Origin of the sequence: Pseudarthrobacter cellobiosi, assembly GCF_023913815.1 — a bacterium.
GTDB classification, from domain to species: Bacteria; Actinomycetota; Actinomycetes; order Actinomycetales; family Micrococcaceae; genus Arthrobacter; species Arthrobacter cellobiosi.
This window is the reverse complement of sequence record NZ_JAMXBK010000027.1, coordinates 17,248-35,289: the sequence shown is the minus strand read 5'-3', so window position 1 is coordinate 35,289 and position 18,042 is coordinate 17,248. Positions and strand designations below refer to the sequence as shown.

Below are 18,042 nucleotides of genomic sequence, written 5' to 3'. Positions count from 1 at the left end.
GACACAATAATGTTGCTTTTGAGTAGCCTGAACTTCCTCTTTGACGCCGGCCGCGGAGAGGGCAGCCGCCCGCACAACGGCGGGATCGGGAAGACCGATTTCCCCACCGGCCGGCTGACCTCCACCGCCTGGGAAGGCTGGTGGCACGAGGACGCTGCGTAGCCGGGCCGTTACGGCTGGCCGGATGGGTCAGCCGCGGCTCCGCATGAACTCGGCCACCTTCGGCGCCAGCGACGCTCCGATCTCTGCGGCGTCGCGCTTCTTGCCTGCGACGGCGAAGGAATGGTCGCCGCCGTCGATCCAGTCAAGGACAGCTGACGGGCCGATCCGGGAGACCACACCCTCCAGCAGATCCGGCGTCGCGAAGGTGTCGCGGGTGCCCTGCAGGAACAGCATGGGGAGCGTGAGCCCGTAGAGGTGCTCGTCGCGGAGCTTTTCCGGCTTGCCGGGCGGGTGGAGGGGGTAGCCGAGGTAGACGAGTCCGGCAGTGTCCATTCCGTCGGCAACGGCCATGGAAGCCATCCGGCCGCCGAACGATTTGCCGGCAGCCCACACCGGTCCGGTATCACCGTGGGCTTGGGCCTGGCGCGCGGCTTCGTCCATGACGGCGCGCCAGGCGGCGATGGCTGCCGGCGGCCGGTCCGGGAATTTCCTGCCGGCCTCGCGGTAGGGGAAGTTAAAGCGCAAGGTGGCAACGCCGTCGTCGTTCAGTCCACGGGTGAAACCGCTCATGAACGGGTGCTCCATACCCGCCCCGGCCCCATGCGCCAGCACCAGCGTGGCGAAGGGGCTGTCCGGGCGGGCATAAACGCCGGAGACCTCAACGTCGCCGACGGGAAAGGTGACAGGGGATTCAGCTACGGCCATAGGTCCATGATGCCGGATCACCGGCAGCCCTGGGCGCCGACGTGCTGACGCCACGCGCGGCGCAGGGTAGGTTGTCCCCATGGCGAGCGAACAGACCACCCTCACTGTCCCGGGGCCGCACGGCGAGCGCGAGATGCGCGTTTCCAGCCCCAGCAGGGTGCTCTGGCCGGAACTCGGCCTGACCAAGCTGGACCTCGCACGCTACATGGTGGATGTGGGGGAGGCGTTCATCGCCGCGAACGGTGACCGGCCGGTGGCACTGCAGAGGTTCTCCGAAAACGTCGAGGGGGACCAGTTCTTCTCCAAAAACCCGCCCAAGGGAACACCTGACTTCATCCGCTCAGTGAATGTGACGTTTCCGAGCGCACGCTCGCACCCCATGCTGGTCCTGGACGAACCCGCCGCGGCCGTATGGGCGGTGCAGATGAATACGGTGGTGTTCCACCCGTGGCCGTCACACACAGCAAACACCGATAACCCGGACCAGCTGCGCATCGACCTTGACCCGCAGCCGGGCACAGACTTCGACGACGCCGTCCCGGCCGCCCTGGCGCTGAAGGAGGTGCTGGCGGAGGCCGGGCTGGACACGTTCATCAAGACATCGGGGAACCGCGGCCTGCACGTCTACGCTCCCATCGAGCCCAGCCACGAATTCCTGGACGTGCGCCACGCGGTGATCGCCGCGGCCCGCGAGCTGGAGCGGCGGATGCCGGACAAGGTCACCACGGCCTGGTGGAAGGAGGAACGCGGCGTGAAGGTGTTCCTGGACTTCAACCAGGCGAACCGGGACCGAACCATCGCCGGCGCGTACAGCCCCCGCGCGCTGGCCCATGCGCCGGTCTCCTGCCCCATCAGCTGGGACGAACTGGGCAGCGCGGATCCCAAGGACTTCACCATCCTGACGGTCCCCGACCGGCTCAGGACCGCGGGTGATCCATGGGCAGACATGAAGGCGCATCCGGGCACCATTGACGTGCTGTTGGAGTGGTGGGAGCGGGACCTCAAGGCCGGGCTCGGCGAACTGCCGTTCCCGCCGGACTACCCGAAAATGCCTGGTGAGCCCCCGCGGGTGCAGCCGAGCCGGGCCCGCAAACAGGACTGAGTCCGTTCGCGCCCGGGCTACTCGAACCGGGACGGGTCACCGGTGCCGCGACGCACCACTTCCGCCACTCCGCTGGAATAGTCGATCACCGTGGTGGGCTCTGCCCCGCAGTCGCCGGAATCGATGACCGCGTCCACCTCGTGCTCGAGCCGTTCCTTGATTTCCCAGCCCTGCGTCAGCGGGTCTTCTTCGTCCGGGAGCAGCAGGGTGCTGGAGAGCAGCGGTTCGCCAAGCTCGGCCAGCAGCGCCTGGACCACCCGGTTGTCCGGGATCCGCACGCCCACGGTCTTTTTCTTCGGGTGCAGCAGCCGGCGCGGCACTTCCTTGGTGGCAGGCAGGATAAACGTGTAGCTGCCGGGCGTGACGGCTTTGATGGCGCGGAAGACGTCGTTGCCGATGTTCACGAACTGGCCCAGCTGGGCGAAGTCCTTGCACACCAGCGTGAAGTGGTGCTTGTCGTCGAGCTTGCGGATATTCCGGATCCGGTCCAGCGCATCCTTGTTGCCCAGCTGGGCCCCGAGGGCGTAGCAGGAGTCCGTGGGGTAGGCGATCAGCCCACCGTCGAGCACGATCTTCACGGCCTGCATGATCGCGCGGGGCTGGGGATCCTGGGGATGAACATCAAAGTATCTGGCCATGCTCCTGAGCCTACGACAATTGGCGCCCTGGCCAGTAGACAGGCACGGCGCCGTGCGTGCAACGCCGAGAGAGGATAGGTTCAGGGCCTATGGGTTAAGTAAGCAGCGTGAGTCCTGTGCGGGGCGAACGAAAGGTGGCAGCATGCCGGTGTGGCTTCAGGCGTTGATGTGGGGAACCTTGGCCGGTGCCGCCCTGGTGCTGGGGGCCGCCGCGTCGTGGAAATGGGCCATTCCGTCCAAACTAGTCTCCTCGATCATGTCCTTTGGGGCGGGCGTGCTGATTTCGGCGCTGGCGTTCGAGCTCGTCAGTGAGGCGGTTGAGGGAGGCGGCCTGTGGCCCACCGTGACCGGATTCCTGGCCGGCTCCGTGGTCTACGTCGGAGCGAACATGCTCCTGTCACGTGCCGGCGCTAAGCACCGCAAACGCTCGGGCGGCCAGCAACCGTCGGAGCAGGACAGCCCGGGCAGCGGCACGGCCATCGCCTTCGGCGCCCTTCTCGACGGGATCCCGGAGTCGATAGTGCTCGGCGTCGGACTCGTCACCGCGGGATCGGTCAGTCCGGCCATGCTTGTGGCTGTCTTCATTTCCAATGTTCCCGAGGGTCTTTCCGGAACTGCCGGGATGAAAAAGGCAGGCCGCAGTACCGGCTACATCTTTGGGGTGTGGGGAGGCATAGCCGTCATGTGCGGGTTCGCCTCACTGCTCGGGTACGTGGCGCTGGAGAACGCTCCGGACGCCGTCATCGCCTTCATTACCGCGATCGCGGCGGGCGGGATCCTGGCGATGCTCGCCGACACCATGATCCCCGAGGCGTTCGAAGAGCACCACAACCTCACCGGACTGACCGCATCCGTCGGGTTCCTGACGGCCTTCACAGTCCACCAGCTCGGAGGGTGATCTCCCGCCGTCGTCAACGGTCAGCCCACGTGCACCCACGGCCGCTTGGTGACATCCGGTTCGGCTTCGCGGAGGATCTCGCGAGTCACGGGGGCGATCTCGCCTTCGCCCAGCACCAGGAACTTCAGGAGATTCAAGGCAGGATTTCCTTCGGTCCAGCGGAAGTAGACGTGCGGCATCAGCCCGGTCACATCGCGGATGTGCAGGAGCACCGAGGCGATGGTGTTGGGGACGCCCGGTCCGTGCACTTCCAGGACGGCGAACCCGTGCCGCACCACGCCGCGTACTTCCAGGGCCGACTCAAAGTCGGAGGAGTCATCCACTGTCACTTCCAGGAACAGGGGCCGGTAATCAGAGGGGAAGTGGCTTGCTTCGGTGGCGGACGCCAGCTTCTGCCGGTAAGCGTCCGCCGACTGGCGAAGCGGTTCATGGGCGATGATCCCGATGGGCCCGGTCAGATTCTCCGCCATGAACTCCAGGGCCTGGGTGTCCAGCCGGACGTGCGTGGCGTGCAGTTCGAAGGATCGCAGCACCCTCGAGAGCAGCGAGATGCTGATGATCCCCAGGATGAAGAAGCCGGCAATCCGGATACCTTCGGGACGTTCAAAGATATTGGTGACCGTCGTGCAGACAAACAGCACCGTGATGATGCCAAAGCCGATGGTGCGCTTACGCTGCTGAAGCCGGCGGGCCGAGAGCGTCACGGCTACTGCCGCCGAGGTCATCAGCACCAGGACGCCGGTGGCGTACGCCCCGCCCTGGGCATCGACGTCGGCCTCAAACAGCCAGGTGATCAGGAACCCGATCAGCGTGAAGACAAGCACGAGCGGCCGGACTGCTTTAGCCCACGCAGGGGCCATGCCGTACCGCGGCAGGTACCGGGGGACAAAGTTCAGCAGGCCGGCCATAGCGGACGCACCGGCGAACCACAGGATGGCGATGGTGCTCACGTCATACACCGTGCCGAAGCCCGGCCCGAGGTATTCGTGCGCCAGGAAAGCCAGCGCCCTGCCGTTGGCTTCCCCGCCCGGCAGGAACTCAGCCTCGGGGATCAGGACAACCGTGGTGAAGCTGCTGGTCACGAGGAAGGAACTCATGATCAGGGCGGCGGTGGTCAGCATCCGCCGGGTCCCCTGGATCCGCCCGGCCGGGTTCTCCTGGGTATCGCCCGCGCCGCCGCGGACCTGCGGCATCACCGCCACACCGGTTTCAAAGCCGGACAGCCCCAGCGCCAGCTTGGGGAAGACCAGCAGGGCGATGGCCACCGCCATCAGCGGATTCCCGTGGGATGTGTTAAGAGTCTGCCACCAGTCACCGACAGCCACCGGATGGGCTGCTGCCTCCGCCAGCGACCTCGCGATGACCACCACGTTGAGCCCCAGGTACAGGACCACCAGCACAACGGCGACGCCGATGGCCTCCTTGAACCCGCGCAGGAAGACGGCAGCGAGCATGGCAAGCAGGACCAGCGTTACGGCCACCTCCTGGCCGTGCAGTGCCTCCGGTGCAAATGGATTCTCGATCAGGTGTGCCGTGGCGTCGGCGGCGGACAGCGTCACGGTGATCATGAAGTCGGTGGCCGCGAAACCCAGCAGCACCAGCACCAGGAGCTTGCCCCGCCACTTGGGAAGCAGCCGTTCCAGCATGGCAATGGACCCTTCGCCGCGGTGGCTCTCGCCGGCAACCCGGCGGTAGACGGGGAGAGCGCCGAACAGAGTCACGGCCACCAGGACAAGCGTTGCCAAGGTGGAGATGGCACCGGCCGCGAGCGCCGCGATGGCCGGCTGGTAGCCCAGCGTGGAGAAGTAGTCCACGCCGGTGAGGCACATCACCTGCCACCAGTGGTGCTTCTTTTGTTCGTCCGCGAGCCCGCCCGGCCCCTGATGGGTGCCCTTGGCATCCTCCAATCCATGCAGCAGCCAACTGCCGAGGGCCGCCTTCCGCGTCGCACGGAGTGCCGAGGGATCGGCAGGGGGTCTGCTCATGGTGGTCACGCAAGCCTTTCAGTCTGCGGCACAGCACCGCGGGCACAGCCGAATCTAGTACTGCCCACTCGCCTTGGAGCCGGATTCGGGCGGATCTTGACGCATCCTTAACGTCCTTATGACCAAAGCCACCAACCCCGGGAAAGGCCCGCACAGGACGTGGGGATCCGGGTGGGAGAATGGCGGCATGGCACGGGAACGGATAGTCATTGGCCTCAACGGCAGCGATGACGCAGAACTGCTCATCCGGCGCGCCGCCAGGATTCTCGAAAGGACCGACGGCGGCGAGCTGGTGGCCGTCCACGTCCGCGCTACGGGGGGTACCGCGGGCGAGTCTCCCCAGGTTTTGGAGGCACAGCGGCGGCTGGTCAATGACCTGGGCGGGACCTACCACACCGTCTCCGCGACGGATCCGGCCCGGGCCCTGCTGGATTACGCCCGCAAGTCCAGTGCCACCCATATTGTTGTGGGGCAGTCCCGCCGCGGACCCCTTGCTGGTGTGCTGGCAGGGTTGTTCACCGGCGGCACCGTGGAAGCCCGGGTGGTCCGCGGTGCGGGCGACGTTGATGTCCAGGTAGTTCCCCGCTTCCCGCCCCAGCGGAACGCACCACGCCGGCGGCCTGACCTGGGCCGCACCAGGGTTGCCATTGGCTTTGCGCTCGCAGCAGCCCTGCCCGCCCTGCTGCAGCTGCTGCTGGCAGCCTTCGACCACAGCGTTGCCACCGCCGTCCTGATCCAGCTTGCCGGCGCCGTTGCCGTGGCGCTGGTGGGCGGGTTGTGGCCTGCCGTGGTCGGCGCGCTGTGGAGCAGCGTGCTGGTGAACTACTTTTCCACGCCGCCCCTGGGGGACCTGGCGATCAGTGATCCCCAGGACCTCCTGTCCCTGGCCGTTTTTGTGGGGGTGTCAGTGGCAGTCGCCGGGGTGGTGGACGGGTCTGCCCGCCGGTCCAAGGAGGCTGCCCGCGCGCAGGCGGAGGCGGCGACGCTGGGCGACCTCGCCCTGGGCGCCTCCCGTTCGGAGGACACCCTGGACGGGATCCTGGCGGAGGCCCTGGACGTTTTTGGTGCCACCGGTGCCGGTGTATACAGCAGCCGGGAGGGCACAACGCAAGGTTCCGGTCCGACGTCGGGACCCTCCGGAGTGCGCGGCGCGGACGGCAGGATCTGGTCGCTCGTGGCCGGCGCGGGGGATACCGCCGGGTGGGAGCATGGCGTCACCGGACTGCCGGGCAGCACCGCGGAACCGGTCGACGCCGACACCCGGCTGGTGCTGTTCGGCCGGGAGGTGCCGGCAGTGGAAAGCCGGTTGCTGGGTGCGTTTGCGGTCCACGTGAAAGCCCACCTGGAACGCCGCCAGCTGGCCGTCAGCCGGCGCGAGGTGCTGCGGCTGGCCGAAGGGAACTCCATGCGCACGGCGATCCTGCGGGCGGTGTCCCACGACCTGCGGACGCCCCTGGCGGGGATCAAGCTCGCCGCCGGTGGCTTGCTGCAGCGGTCCGTCACCTATACGCCCGCGGAAGAACGGGAGCTGCTCGAAACCATTGACGAATGCACGGACCGGCTGGACCAGTTGGTGGGAAACCTCTTGGACATGTCAAGGATCACCGCCGATTCCGTCCGGCCGCTGCTGGGACCCGTGCGGTGGAGCGAGGTCGTTGCCCCGGCCCTGCGCGGGCTCCCGGGCGGTACAGTCCGGGTGGAGCTGCCCGCCAACATGCCCACAGTGGAAGCCGATCCGGTGCTGCTGGACCGCGTGATCGCGAACATTGTGGAAAACGCCGTCAAATACGCGCCGGGTTCGGGGATCACCATCACCGGCACTTCCGACGGCATGGGGGCAGCCACGCTGGATGGCTATCCGTCCGGCGAACTGCGGATCATCGATCACGGCGCCGGTGTACCCGCCGGGAAGGTGCTTGAGATGTTCCAGCCGTTCCAGCGGCTCCACGACCGGCCCCAGGCCACCGGAGTGGGACTGGGCCTGGCCGTCGCCGACGGGTTCGTCAGGGCCATGGGCGGCACGCTGACTGGACAGGAAACTCCCGGCGGCGGCCTGACAATGGTGATCAGGCTGGCCCTTTCCACCGGCTCGCCGGGCGCGCGCCACGCGGCCGGCCAGCCGCGTCAGGAGGCCACGTGAATTCGGACCAGGCTGGTTCTTCCGGCATTCAAGGAAGCCGCCGGACCAGTGTGCTGGTTGTCGACGACGATCCCCACCTGCTGAAGGCACTCCGGATCACGCTCCAGGCCCACGGTTACGCCGTGGAGTCAGCGGCCGACGGCGGCACCGCCTTGCTTGCCGCTTCCCACCGTCCGCCGGACGTGATGATCCTGGACCTCGGACTGCCGGACCTGGACGGAGCGGAAGTCCTGCGGGAACTCCGCCGGTGGAGCACCCTGCCGGTGCTGGTGCTGTCCGCACGCCACGGCTCGTCGGACAAAGTCGACGCCCTGGACGCCGGTGCGGACGATTACATCACCAAGCCGTTCGGACTGGACGAGCTGTTGGCCCGCCTGCGTGCGCTCCTGCGCCGCGTTCCGGATCCGGCGTCGGCACCCACGGTGGCCGCATCCTCCTTCACCGTGGACTTGGCCAAGCGGCAGGTCACGAGGGACGGGGACGTTGTCCGGCTGACGCCGACCGAATGGAACATCCTGGAACTGCTGGTCCGGAACCCTTCGCGGTTGGTGACCCAGCAGCAGCTGCTGCTGGACGTCTGGGGACCGGCCTACGAGACGGAAGCCAACTACCTGCGCGTGTACATGGCCCAGCTGCGGCGGAAGCTGGAGGCCGATCCCGCAAAGCCCCGCCACCTGCTCACCGAACCTGGTGTGGGGTACCGTTTTATACCCTGAATCCTGCGGGGAAATCAGGGTGCCGTGAACCCTATGAACCCGGCTGGAAGTGCGGCAGGATGTTGACTGTTCCGAATCCGTTTCAGTTCCGCACCACAAGGAGAACTGGCCATGCCAACGACGCTCAACCCCTACCTTGGCTTCCGCAAGAACGCCCGGGAGGCCATGACCTTCTACCAGTCCGTCTTCGGCGGCGACCTGGCCCTCAGCACTTTCGGGGAGTTCCACGCCAGCGAAGATCCGGCGGAAGCCGACAAGATCATGCACGGCATGCTGACGGCCAGCAACGGCCTGGTCCTTATGGGGGCTGACACGCCGAACGGCATGGACCTCGCGACCGGCAGCTCCATTTCGGTTTCGCTCAGCGGCGACGACGAGGCTGAACTGCGCGGCTACTGGGACAAGCTGTCCGCCGACGGCGGCACTGTCACCGTTCCGCTCGAACCGGCGCCCTGGGGCGACATCTTCGGCATGTGCACCGACCGGTTCGGTACTGCCTGGCTCGTCAACGTCAACAACCCCCAGGCCGCTCCCGCGACATAGGCTCCACTCATTAAAACTGGACATAGAACGACGGAACAGCGGCGGGTTATCCCGCCGCTGTTCCGTTATCCTGACTATTTGCAGTGCTTTTCGGCTGCCCGAAGGTCACAGGCTCAGATCCATTTGGGGGCTGTGGGCGTTTCGTCCAGTGGTGCCCCGTTTCGTGTTGCGGTGACGGCGTGGGTGCCGCGTCCGGTGGCCCATTCGACGACGGCGGGCAGGGGCCCGGAGATGACCGTCGGGTTGGCGGCGCTGGTGTCGCCGAACGTTAGCTCCGTGCCCGTGACTTTGACGAGCAGCCCGGCATCAGTGCCCCGGGTTTTCCAGGCACCGGTGATGTCCTCGAGCAGTCTTTCCAGAACGGGTGCCGGGATGTCACTAAAGGTGGCACCGTTGTCCAGGTCCACGGCGTGCATCCAGACTTCGCGGGTGCGCATCCACACCGTTTCCTCAGCCGGAACGATCCGCCCTTGGGCGGTCTTAACTTTGTGGTGCCAGGCATCGGCGGGCAGGTCGCGCCATTCGACGTTCAGGTGCACTGCGGAGTGGTCAAAGAGGTGCCGCAGCGCGATCGGGGAGAGCGTGGCCCCGAAGCTGATTTCGTGGTTGCGGGCCTCCGGGGAGGGATACATCGGTGTTTCCACCCCTGTTGCGGCCCATTCGATGAGCCGTGCGATGGCGCGGGCGTTGTATCCGACATGTGCCACCAAGTGCCGGCGGGTCCATCCCGGCAGCAGCGAGCCGCCGTCCAGTTCCGCGTCTGCCAACTCGTTGAGCTTACGGGCGAAAAAGGCGGTGCCCCGCCGCGCCTGCAGGAGTTGTTCCTGCAGGCGCGGGTCGGTGGTTTGGTCGTGGCGTGCGACCATCAGGATTCCTTGACCACGCGGTTCTTCAGCTGGCCCAGGCCCTCGATGGTGGTGACCAGGAGTTGGCCTTCCTGCAGGTACCGCTTGGGTTCCTGCGCGTGGCCCACCCCGCCCGGGGTGCCGGTGGCGATCACATCGCCCGGGTTCAGGGTGATGATCGCGGAGATGTAGGAGACCAGGAATTCGGGCGTGAACACCAGGTCGCTGGTGGGGGTCTGCTGCTGGATTTCCCCGTCCACGGCGCTGGTCATCAGCGGGCCGGCGGTGAATTCGTCCTGCGTGACCAGGGCGGGTCCGAACGGGGTGGACTTCTCCCACGTTTTGCCCTGGAGCCACTGGATGGTGCGGAACTGGTAGTCGCGCATGGACACGTCGTTGAGCACGGCGTACCCGGCGATGTGGTCCTTGGCGTCGGCCTCGGCGATGCGGCGGCCGGTCTTGCCGATGACGACGGCGAGTTCGGCTTCCCAGTCCACGGTGTCGGATTCCTGCGGGAGGGCCAGGTCATCATTTGGCCCGATCAGGGATTCGGCGTACTTGGCGAACAGGGTGGGGTATTCGGGGACTTCCCGGCCCATTTCCTTGATGTGGTTGCGGTAGTTGTGGCCCACGCAGATGATCTTGCCGGGGGCGGGAACCACCGGGGCGAGGTCCGCGCCCTCCAGGGGGTGGGTGGCGCCGTTGGCGGCTTTGGCGATGGCCTCCCAGGAGGGGTCCTTCAGGAGGGTCCCGACGTCGGTGAATCCGTCGATCTCGGTGAGGGTGTCGCCGTCCTGGCGCACCGCCGTCGTGCCTTCAGAAGTGCGGAGGGTGAGGAGTCTCATTACTTGGTGCGTCCTTCGGTGTAGGTGCGGTTGAAGTTCAGGCGTTCAAAGATGGGGGCGTCGCTGAAGCGGAACAGATCAAACTCTGCAGCCTCGTCGGCGGTCAGGGACCATTCGGTCCAGGACGGGACGACGAACAGGTCGCCCTTGGCCAGAGACTTGGCCTCGCCGTTCAGGACCGCGGTGCCGGAGCCTTCGAAGACCTGCCAGACACTGGACCCGACTTCGCGCAAGGGCTCGGTGGCGGCGCCGGCCCGGAGGCGGTGGAACTCGGCCCGGATGGTGGGCATCACGTCCCCGCCGGTGGTCGGGTTCGAGTACCGGACCGCGGCGTGGCCCTGGGACACGGTGGCCGGATGGCCCTCGTCCTCCAGGAGTAGCTGTTCTGCCAGGGCGGCGTCGGTGTGTTCCCACCGGTACGCCGCGATGGGGGAGTTGACCGTGTCCTGGAGACCCGAGAGCGGGCGGAGGCCGGGGTGGGCCCAGAGCCGCTCGGACCGGGAAATCTCCGGGGTCGCTTCGTCGGTGACGCGTTCGGTGCCGAACTCGAAGAACCCGGCGTCCGCGTAATGCACAAACGGGATATCCAGCCCATCGATCCAGGCCATCGGGGAGTCGGTGTCGTTGTGGTGGCCGTGGAAGTTCCAGCCCGGTGTCAGTAGGAAATCACCGCGGCGCATCGCCACCGGATCCCCGTTCACCACCGTCCACACGCCTTCGCCCTCGACCACGAACCGGAACGCGTTTTGGGAGTGGCGGTGCTCCGGGGCAGTCTCGCGGGCGCCCAGGTACTGGATCGCAGCCCACAACGTCGGGGTCGCGTACGGGGTCCCGGCAAGGCCCGGGTTCGACAACGCGATCGCGCGGCGTTCCCCGCCCCGCCCGACCGGGACCAGGTCACCGGCACGTGCGGCCAGCGGGTACAGGTCGCTCCAGCGCCACACATGCGGCACCGCCTTCGGCGACGGAACCATCGGCATCAGATCCCCGATCTCCGTCCACAACGGAATCAGGTTCTCCTTATCGAAATCCCGGTACAACTCCGCAAGCTGCGCAGCCTCCTCCGGCGACGGCTCCGGAACAACCTGGCCGGCGGCAACAGAAGCATGCGTAAGATTCTCGGCGCTGACGGACATGGAGGGCCTCCTTGATGGTGCGATGAGCGTTTGGGCGTACGAACGACTCTAGGGAGCGGAGTATGTGACCTCCAACATATTCTGCCTAGCAGAATTACCGGGCAAGGGCCTGGTCTGTTGGATCAGTCCCTGTTGAAAGGGTTGGCGGCAATGTCGATTTCGAGCTGGCGCCGGGTCTCCAGCATGACGCCCACCAGTCCTGCGTCAAAGAGTCGCCGGAACCTTGCAACCGGGGTGGCTACGCTCAATGCCCCGACGACGTCGCCGGCGCGGTTGTGCAGGGCCAGCCCCAGGGCGCTGATGCCTTCCTCGGTGCCTTCGAAGTTGGCGGCGAATCCGTTGCCGCGGATGGTTTGAAGTTCCCGCAAGAAGGCCGGGTACTCGGCGTCGGCGATATTGTCGCCGCCGATCTCCGCGTTGCTGCTGCGGAACAACTGGTCAACCATGGCGGGTTCAAGTTCCGCCAGCATCGCCTTGCCGCCCGAGGCCTTGTGGGCCGGCAGGACTGTTCCTTGGCGGTCGCCAACGCGCAGGGCGCTGGTGCTCTCGACGGTGTCCAGGAACCTGACCTTCGTGCCCACGCGGATCATCAGGTTGACCGTTTCGTTGACCCGCGAACACAACATCTCCATATGCGGCCTGGCCACTTCCCGCAGCAGGCGCGACCAACTCACGCGGGCGGGGCCTGCACCCATGGCCGGCCCGGGAACATAACGGCGGGACTCGTCCTGGACCGCGAAGCCCCGGTATACCAGCATGGCCAGGAGCCGATGGGCGGTGGAAGGAGCCACGCCCAGTTCGTTGGCGGCATCCTTGAGCCTCAGGCTGCCCCCGTCGCGCAGGAGCTGCAGCAACAGCAGGGCGTTGTCCACCGCCTCGATGGGGTAGGTAGGTTTTCGCTGGACCGGTATGTTCTGCATGGCAGAATTATATAGGCGAGGCCGTGTGAGGTGGCTGACAGTGGTGGGATGAATCACACACCTACTGCCGCGGCGCCGGGCATCACAGGCGGCGCCGGCCTTTTCTCCTCTGGCGCATCGCGGTTCTCGAAGCAGTCCGCCATGGCTGTGCTGGTCTGCTGGCTCCTGGTGGTCTTTGACGGCTACGACCTCATTGTTTACGGCACGGTGCAGTCGTCCCTTATCAACGACACAGGCTGGGGGCTGACGAAGGCCACAGCTGGGACCGTCGGCTCGATGGCGTTCGTTGGCATGATGATAGGCGCCATCTTCGCGGGTCGGATGTCGGACACGTGGGGTCGCCGCCGGACCATCATCGGCTGCGCCATTCTTTTCTCCGTCTTCACCATCCTGTGCGCGTTTTCCCCCAACGCCGTCGTCTTCGGTGCCCTCCGCCTGTTGGCGGGCATCGGCCTGGGTGGCCTCGTCCCCTCAGCCAACGCGCTCGTGGCAGAACTGGTCCCCACAAAGTGGCGTCCAACGGTGGCCACGCTCATGATGTCTGGCGTACCGATCGGCGGCTCCATCGCCGCGCTGGTAGGGATCCCGCTGATTCCCGCCTTCGGCTGGCCGGCGATGTTCCTGGTCGCCGTGTTGGCCGTGATCGTGGTCATTCCGCTGGGACTCCGCTACCTCCCTGAAACCCTGGCACCGTCCGCGTCCTCCGACGCTGCAGTAACCCGGGAACCCGCCGGTTTCGGGTCACTGCTCCGGGCGCCGTTCCTCGGCATGAGCCTGCTCTACGCATTCGCCACCCTGGTGACCCTGTTCGCCTGGTACGGCCTCGGCACGTGGCTGCCCAACCTGATGCAGCTGGCCGGTTACAACCTCGGCTCAGCATTGACTTTCGCCCTCGCCCTGAACGTGGGTGCCGTAGCGGGATCCGTCATCACCGCCTGGGCCGGGACCCGGTTCGGCCCGATCCCGACGGCGATCGCTGCCGCCGGCGTCGCTGCCGCCGCGCTGCTTGTGCTGGTTACCGGCCCGCCCGTCGCCGTCGTCTACCTCATGCTGGTCCTGGCCGGCGTGGGAACCCACGGCACGCAGTGCCTCATCATTGCTGCAGTGGCCAGCCACTACCCTGCGCACCTGCGCGGAACGGCCCTTGGCTGGGCCCTCGGCGTCGGCCGCATAGGCGCCGTCGCGGCACCGCAGGTGGGCGGGCTGCTGCTGGCTGCCGGGCTCGGCGTCAACTCCAACTTCCTGGCTTTCGCCGGTGCGGCAGCCGTGGCAGCCGTCCTGCTGGCAGCCATTTCCGCCAAGATCAATTCCACTACCAAGATCTCTGAAGGAGACAGCAATGTCTGACCTGAAATCGTCCACCGAAGTCCTCGTTATCGGCGGTGGAATGGCCGGCCTGGCCGGGGCCCTCGCGCTGCGGGAGAACGGCGCCGAGGTGACCCTCGTGGAGCGTGCTCCTGAGTTCGGCGAAGTGGGCGCGGGCCTGCAGATGGCCCCCAACGCCTCACGCGTACTGAAGCGTTGGGGCCTGCTGGAGAAGGCCCTCGAAATCGGCGTCCGCCCCAAGCACCTCGTGTTCCGCGACGCAGTGACCGGCGAGGAGCTCACCAGGCAGACGCTCGGCGGCGAATTCGAGGAACGCTATGGCGCTCCCTACGTCGTGATCCACCGCAGCGACCTGCACCGGGTCCTGCTCGACGGCTGTGAGGCGGCGGGCGTCAAACTCGTCAACGACGTCATGGTGGAGAGTGTGGAAACCGTGAACGGCCGCGGCATTGCGCACACCGCCGCCGGCGTTGACTATGAGGCGGACGCCATCATCGGCGCCGATGGACTCAAGTCCACCCTGCGCCCCCTCGTTGCCAACGACGAGCCGGTTTCCTCGGCCTACGTGGCGTACCGCGGTACCGTGCCGATCACCGAAAACACGCCCAAAGCCGACCTTGAAGACGTCATCGTCTACCTTGGACCGGACTGCCACCTGGTGCAGTACCCGCTGCGCAAGGGTGAGCTGCTGAACACCGTCGCGGTGTTCAAGTCCCCCTCCTTCGAACGCGGCGAAGAGCAGTATGGCGGTGTGGATGAACTCGAAGCGGCTTACAAGGACTGCATTCCGGCAGTGCAGGATGCACTGAAGAATCTTGGCACCGCCATGCGCTGGCCCATGTACGACCGTGACCCGATCGAAAACTGGGTGGCCGGCCGGATGGTCCTTATGGGTGACGCCGCGCACCCCATGCTCCAGTACCTGGCCCAGGGCGCCTGCCAGGCCCTCGAAGACGCGGCCGTGCTGCAGGACGTCACCAACGGCACCGTCTTCACCGCGGACGGCGTCAACCCCGCAGCCTGGGATGGTGCCATCAAGGAATTCAACACAATCCGTGCCGGCCGCACGGCCCGGGTCCAGCGGAATGCCCGTGTCTGGGGCGAGTCGTGGCACGTCTCCGGCCTGGCCCGCACGCTCCGGAATCTGCTGTTCAAGAGCCGGACGGACAACAACTTCCAGTACAACGACTGGCTCTACGGCCACGACCAGCACGGAAGCCCCGCCCGCCCTGAAGCCGCCCCGGCCAAGGCGTTCTCTGCCTAGGACACACTCCTTATCGGCGAGTCCTTGAGGAGGGGCTGGGCGCAGTGCGACCATTGATGCGTGCAGCCCCTCGATCATTTAAGGGCCGTTCCGGGCCTGCCGGCCTGACCGGAGCGGCAGTGCGGAACGTCACCCTGTACCTGGACGTCGACGGCGTCGTTTGCCCGTTCGGAGCGACGGGCAAGACGCCATGGGGTTCCGGCTGGATACTTGCGAACGCCGGCGTGCTTGAGGTGGCATATGCGGGCCAGCTGGTTGACGGGCTGAACCGGCTTTCCCGGCTGCCGGGAGTCCGGTGCGTGTGGCTCACCAGCTGGGAGGACATGGCCGCGGAATACTTATGCCCTGCCATCGGACTTGCAGGCGGCCACTGGCCCTGCCTGACCGCGGATGGTGCCGGAACGGGGGAGGGCTGGTGGAAGCTTGCCGCCCTCCAGGAGGACCTGGCGGCCAACACCCCGGATGGCATCGTTTGGATTGACGACCAGCTCCGCTATGAACAGCAAGCACTGGCGTGGGCCGGATTTCTGGGCCCACGCATCCTCACGGTGTCGCCCGATCCACGCCGGGGAATCTCTCCAGCCGAGCTGGCCGCCGTCGGAGGGTTTGTCACGGAGCAGCTGTTTTGACCTGATGCCATGGACGCATACGATCGATAGGGTTTCACGCAGGTTCTGTTAACACCACAGGTCATTTCACATGAACTACAGGTGAATAATACGTTGCAGGGCACGGCGGGTAATGGAACTGCTGAACGTCGACTCTGCAGATTGGGCAACAGGTGGATATCACCTTTATGGTGGCGCTGGTCATCGGACTGGCACTATTTTTCGACTTCACAAATGGATTCCATGACACCGCCAATGCGATGGCTACGCCCATCGCCACCGGTGCCATCAAACCGAAGACCGCGGTGACTCTCGCGGCAATCCTGAACCTGGTAGGTGCCTTCCTCTCTACGGAAGTGGCCAAAACAGTCTCCGGCGGCATCATCCGGGAAGGCTCGGACGGTGTCCAGATCACCCCGGACATCATTTTCGCCGGCCTCATGGGTGCCATTCTCTGGAACATGATCACGTGGCTCAAAGGCCTGCCGTCCAGCTCATCGCATGCGCTCTTCGGCGGGCTGATCGGCGCAGCAATCGCAGGTATCGGATTCAATTCCGTGAATCTGGAAACGCTGCTCCAGAAGGTCATCCTGCCCGCCATCTTCGCCCCGCTGATTGCCGGCCTGGTGGCGTACCTTTGCACGCGGCTCGCGTATGCCCTGACGTCGCGGCACGATCCTGAAACCGGCAGCAAGCTGACACAGAAGCGGGGCGGGTTCCGCACCGGCCAGATCTTCACGTCCAGCCTCGTGGCGCTGGCCCACGGAACCAACGATGCACAGAAGACCATGGGCATCATCACCCTGGTGCTGATTTCGGCTGGTACCCAGTCCCCGGGGTCGGGCCCGCAGTTCTGGGTCATAGCGGCATGCGCCCTGGCCATCGCCGTCGGCACCTACGCAGGTGGCTGGCGCATCATCCGGACCATGGGTTCCGGGCTCACAGAGGTCAAGCCTGCCCAGGGATTCGCAGCCGAGACCAGCACCGCCTCTGCCATCCTCGCCTCCTCCCACCTGGGCTTCGCCCTTTCCACTACCCAGGTGGCGTCCGGCTCCGTCATCGGGTCCGGCATGGGCCGTAAGGGCACGACGGTGCGCTGGAACATGGTGGGCAAGATCGCCTTGGGCTGGCTGTTCACACTTCCAGCCGCCGGCGTTGTGGGCGCGCTGACCGCGCTGCTGGTGAAGACCGGCGTGGTGGGTGTGGTGATTGCCGCCGTCGCCGGCACCGCCGCGGTGCTGTTTATGTTCGCCTACTCCCGCAAGTCGGCGGTGGGCCACCACAATGCAGTGGAAGTCGAAGAAGCGGGCCAGGCCGTCCGCTTTGCCAAGAAGAAAGCATTCGCCCGGGCGCGCGCCAAGGCGAACCAGCACAAGGATGTTCAGCGATGAAGTGGTTGGAACTCTTGACAGTGGCCGGCGCTACCCTGGTGTCCGCGGTGACCGTTGTGGTCCTGTATTCATTGGGCGTGCGGCTGACGGCCATCGCCGGTGACGCCCGGCAGGCCTCACCCCGCACCAAGCGCTACTTCGCCTACACCTGCTTTGGCCTCTGCGGCGTGGCTGTCCTGTTCGGGCTTTACCTGATCATTCCGTACTTCAGCAAGTAGCCCTTCAGCCCGTCCACACCGCAGCGCTACTCTGGTTCCATGTCAAGGATCCAGTATTTTGTCGCGGCCTCCATCGACGGGTTCATCGCGACCACCAAGGATGACCTCGCCTGGCTTCTCGAGTTCGATGGCTTCGAGGGCGGGAAGGAAAGCTACGAAACCTTCATGGCCGGCGTCGGCTGCATCGTGATGGGCGGCGAGACGTTCTCCTGGCTGATGGAGCACGAACCCGGCAACTGGCCATACCCTTCCACGCCCTGTTATGTGTTCACCCGGCACGAGCACGTTGCTCCGGCCGGCACTGACATCACGTTCGTCCGCGGTCCCGTCCAGGAGTTCATTCAGGACTTCAAGGACCACGCCGGTGAGAAGAACGTCTGGGTGGTGGGCGGCGGCAACCTCGCAGCGCAATTCGCCGATGCCGGACTGCTGGACGAAATCATCCTGTCGGTCATCCCCGTGGTCCTGGGCGAGGGGAAGCGGCTGCTCCCATTGGAAGGCCCGACGACGCCACTTGAGTTGACGGCGTCCCGCACCATGGGGCGGGGGATCGTGGAGTTGCGCTACACCCTCACATCCCCGGATCCGGCCCGCTAGGGA

19 protein-coding genes are annotated in these 18,042 nt (G+C 66.0%); 12 read left to right on the top strand and 7 right to left on the bottom strand.

Going from position 1 to position 18,042, the window contains the following annotated elements:
• Window positions 1-18: 18 nt before the first annotated feature.
• Window positions 19-162: a hypothetical protein gene (locus tag NG701_RS15655; RefSeq protein WP_252569485.1), complete on the top strand. Its 144-nt coding sequence runs from the start codon at window positions 19-21 to the stop codon at window positions 160-162.
• Between the two features lie 27 nt (window positions 163-189).
• Here the strand turns inward: NG701_RS15655 and NG701_RS15650 are convergent, their stop codons facing one another.
• Entirely contained in the window at window positions 190-867 is a 678-nt protein-coding gene (locus NG701_RS15650) for an alpha/beta hydrolase family protein (protein WP_252568722.1), read from the bottom strand.
• A 79-nt stretch (window positions 868-946) separates the two neighbouring features.
• Between NG701_RS15650 and ligD the strand changes: the two genes are divergently transcribed.
• A complete protein-coding gene (ligD, locus tag NG701_RS15645; protein ID WP_252568721.1) occupies window positions 947-1,969 on the top strand; it encodes a non-homologous end-joining DNA ligase in 1,023 nt (340 codons plus the stop codon).
• 17 nt (window positions 1,970-1,986) lie between these two features.
• Here ligD and NG701_RS15640 read toward each other — a convergent pair whose 3' ends face one another.
• Window positions 1,987-2,607, bottom strand: coding sequence for an L-threonylcarbamoyladenylate synthase (locus tag NG701_RS15640; RefSeq protein WP_252568720.1), 621 nt, complete (start codon window positions 2,605-2,607; stop codon window positions 1,987-1,989).
• 142 nt (window positions 2,608-2,749) lie between these two features.
• Between NG701_RS15640 and NG701_RS15635 the strand changes: the two genes are divergently transcribed.
• Window positions 2,750-3,505, top strand: coding sequence for a ZIP family metal transporter (locus NG701_RS15635; RefSeq protein WP_252568719.1), 756 nt, complete (start codon window positions 2,750-2,752; stop codon window positions 3,503-3,505).
• A 20-nt stretch (window positions 3,506-3,525) separates the two neighbouring features.
• On the opposite strand, the gene NG701_RS15630 is transcribed toward NG701_RS15635, so the two are convergent.
• The gene (locus tag NG701_RS15630) at window positions 3,526-5,499 is read right to left on the bottom strand and encodes an APC family permease (protein WP_252568718.1); all 1,974 of its coding nucleotides are present in this window, start codon (window positions 5,497-5,499) and stop codon (window positions 3,526-3,528) included.
• A 178-nt stretch (window positions 5,500-5,677) separates the two neighbouring features.
• Here NG701_RS15630 and NG701_RS15625 point away from each other — a divergent pair, with 178 nt between their 5' ends.
• The 3 genes from NG701_RS15625 (at window position 5,678) to NG701_RS15615 (ending at window position 8,889) form a co-directional block, all read left to right on the top strand.
• A complete protein-coding gene (locus tag NG701_RS15625; RefSeq protein WP_252568717.1) occupies window positions 5,678-7,630 on the top strand; it encodes a DUF4118 domain-containing protein in 1,953 nt (650 codons plus the stop codon).
• Window positions 7,627-8,346, top strand: a complete 720-nt coding sequence (locus NG701_RS15620) for a response regulator (RefSeq protein ID WP_252568716.1) — start codon at window positions 7,627-7,629, stop codon at window positions 8,344-8,346. Before NG701_RS15625 ends, NG701_RS15620 begins: the two co-directional genes overlap by 4 nt.
• A 111-nt stretch (window positions 8,347-8,457) precedes the next feature.
• Window positions 8,458-8,889, top strand: coding sequence for a VOC family protein (locus tag NG701_RS15615; protein WP_252568715.1), 432 nt, complete (start codon window positions 8,458-8,460; stop codon window positions 8,887-8,889).
• A 113-nt stretch (window positions 8,890-9,002) separates the two neighbouring features.
• Here NG701_RS15615 and NG701_RS15610 read toward each other — a convergent pair whose 3' ends face one another.
• The 4 genes from NG701_RS15610 to NG701_RS15595 all read right to left on the bottom strand — a co-directional run bounded on the left by NG701_RS15610 (window position 9,003) and on the right by NG701_RS15595 (window position 12,635).
• Window positions 9,003-9,755, bottom strand: coding sequence for a maleylpyruvate isomerase family mycothiol-dependent enzyme (locus tag NG701_RS15610; RefSeq protein ID WP_252568714.1), 753 nt, complete (start codon window positions 9,753-9,755; stop codon window positions 9,003-9,005).
• Window positions 9,755-10,579, bottom strand: coding sequence for a fumarylacetoacetate hydrolase family protein (locus NG701_RS15605; protein WP_252568713.1), 825 nt, complete (start codon window positions 10,577-10,579; stop codon window positions 9,755-9,757). Before NG701_RS15605 ends, NG701_RS15610 begins: the two co-directional genes overlap by 1 nt.
• The gene (locus tag NG701_RS15600) at window positions 10,579-11,715 is read right to left on the bottom strand and encodes a cupin domain-containing protein (RefSeq protein WP_252568712.1); all 1,137 of its coding nucleotides are present in this window, start codon (window positions 11,713-11,715) and stop codon (window positions 10,579-10,581) included. The genes NG701_RS15605 and NG701_RS15600 overlap by 1 nt, the downstream gene beginning before the upstream one ends.
• 122 nt (window positions 11,716-11,837) lie before the next feature.
• A complete protein-coding gene (locus NG701_RS15595; RefSeq protein ID WP_252568711.1) occupies window positions 11,838-12,635 on the bottom strand; it encodes an IclR family transcriptional regulator in 798 nt (265 codons plus the stop codon).
• 48 nt (window positions 12,636-12,683) lie between these two features.
• Here NG701_RS15595 and NG701_RS15590 point away from each other — a divergent pair, with 48 nt between their 5' ends.
• From NG701_RS15590 to NG701_RS15565, 6 genes are all read left to right on the top strand, one after another.
• Entirely contained in the window at window positions 12,684-13,982 is a 1,299-nt protein-coding gene (locus NG701_RS15590) for an MFS transporter (RefSeq protein ID WP_252568710.1), read from the top strand.
• On the top strand, window positions 13,975-15,225 hold the full coding sequence (locus NG701_RS15585; RefSeq protein WP_252568709.1) for an FAD-dependent oxidoreductase: 1,251 nt from the start codon (window positions 13,975-13,977) through the stop codon (window positions 15,223-15,225). The genes NG701_RS15590 and NG701_RS15585 overlap by 8 nt, the downstream gene beginning before the upstream one ends.
• A gap of 119 nt (window positions 15,226-15,344) precedes the next feature.
• On the top strand, window positions 15,345-15,854 hold the full coding sequence (locus NG701_RS15580; RefSeq protein WP_252568708.1) for an HAD domain-containing protein: 510 nt from the start codon (window positions 15,345-15,347) through the stop codon (window positions 15,852-15,854).
• Window positions 15,855-16,006: 152 nt separating this feature from the next.
• Window positions 16,007-17,224, top strand: a complete 1,218-nt coding sequence (locus NG701_RS15575; RefSeq protein WP_252568707.1) for an inorganic phosphate transporter — start codon at window positions 16,007-16,009, stop codon at window positions 17,222-17,224.
• Window positions 17,221-17,442 (top strand): hypothetical protein, encoded by a 222-nt coding sequence (locus NG701_RS15570; RefSeq protein WP_058932545.1) that lies wholly within the window; start codon window positions 17,221-17,223, stop codon window positions 17,440-17,442. The genes NG701_RS15575 and NG701_RS15570 overlap by 4 nt, the downstream gene beginning before the upstream one ends.
• Window positions 17,443-17,481: 39 nt before the next feature.
• A complete protein-coding gene (locus tag NG701_RS15565) occupies window positions 17,482-18,039 on the top strand; it encodes a dihydrofolate reductase family protein (RefSeq protein WP_252568706.1) in 558 nt (185 codons plus the stop codon).
• Window positions 18,040-18,042 lie beyond the last annotated feature (3 nt).

Bases quoted from the DNA above. Each gene is read 5' to 3' on its own strand.
- NG701_RS15650 (WP_252568722.1), bottom strand. From the start codon at position 867: ATGGCCGTAGCTGAATCCCCTGTCACCTTTCCCGTCGGCGACGTTGAG.
- ligD (WP_252568721.1), top strand. From the start codon at position 947: ATGGCGAGCGAACAGACCACCCTCACTGTCCCGGGGCCGCACGGCGAG.
- NG701_RS15640 (WP_252568720.1), bottom strand. From the start codon at position 2,607: ATGGCCAGATACTTTGATGTTCATCCCCAGGATCCCCAGCCCCGCGCG.
- NG701_RS15635 (WP_252568719.1), top strand. From the start codon at position 2,750: ATGCCGGTGTGGCTTCAGGCGTTGATGTGGGGAACCTTGGCCGGTGCC.
- NG701_RS15625 (WP_252568717.1), top strand. From the start codon at position 5,678: ATGGCACGGGAACGGATAGTCATTGGCCTCAACGGCAGCGATGACGCA.
- NG701_RS15615 (WP_252568715.1), top strand. From the start codon at position 8,458: ATGCCAACGACGCTCAACCCCTACCTTGGCTTCCGCAAGAACGCCCGG.
- NG701_RS15610 (WP_252568714.1), bottom strand. From the start codon at position 9,755: ATGGTCGCACGCCACGACCAAACCACCGACCCGCGCCTGCAGGAACAA.
- NG701_RS15605 (WP_252568713.1), bottom strand. From the start codon at position 10,579: ATGAGACTCCTCACCCTCCGCACTTCTGAAGGCACGACGGCGGTGCGC.
- NG701_RS15600 (WP_252568712.1), bottom strand. From the start codon at position 11,715: ATGTCCGTCAGCGCCGAGAATCTTACGCATGCTTCTGTTGCCGCCGGC.
- NG701_RS15595 (WP_252568711.1), bottom strand. From the start codon at position 12,635: ATGCAGAACATACCGGTCCAGCGAAAACCTACCTACCCCATCGAGGCG.
- NG701_RS15590 (WP_252568710.1), top strand. From the start codon at position 12,684: ATGAATCACACACCTACTGCCGCGGCGCCGGGCATCACAGGCGGCGCC.
- NG701_RS15585 (WP_252568709.1), top strand. From the start codon at position 13,975: ATGTCTGACCTGAAATCGTCCACCGAAGTCCTCGTTATCGGCGGTGGA.
- NG701_RS15570 (WP_058932545.1), top strand. From the start codon at position 17,221: ATGAAGTGGTTGGAACTCTTGACAGTGGCCGGCGCTACCCTGGTGTCC.
- NG701_RS15565 (WP_252568706.1), top strand. From the start codon at position 17,482: ATGTCAAGGATCCAGTATTTTGTCGCGGCCTCCATCGACGGGTTCATC.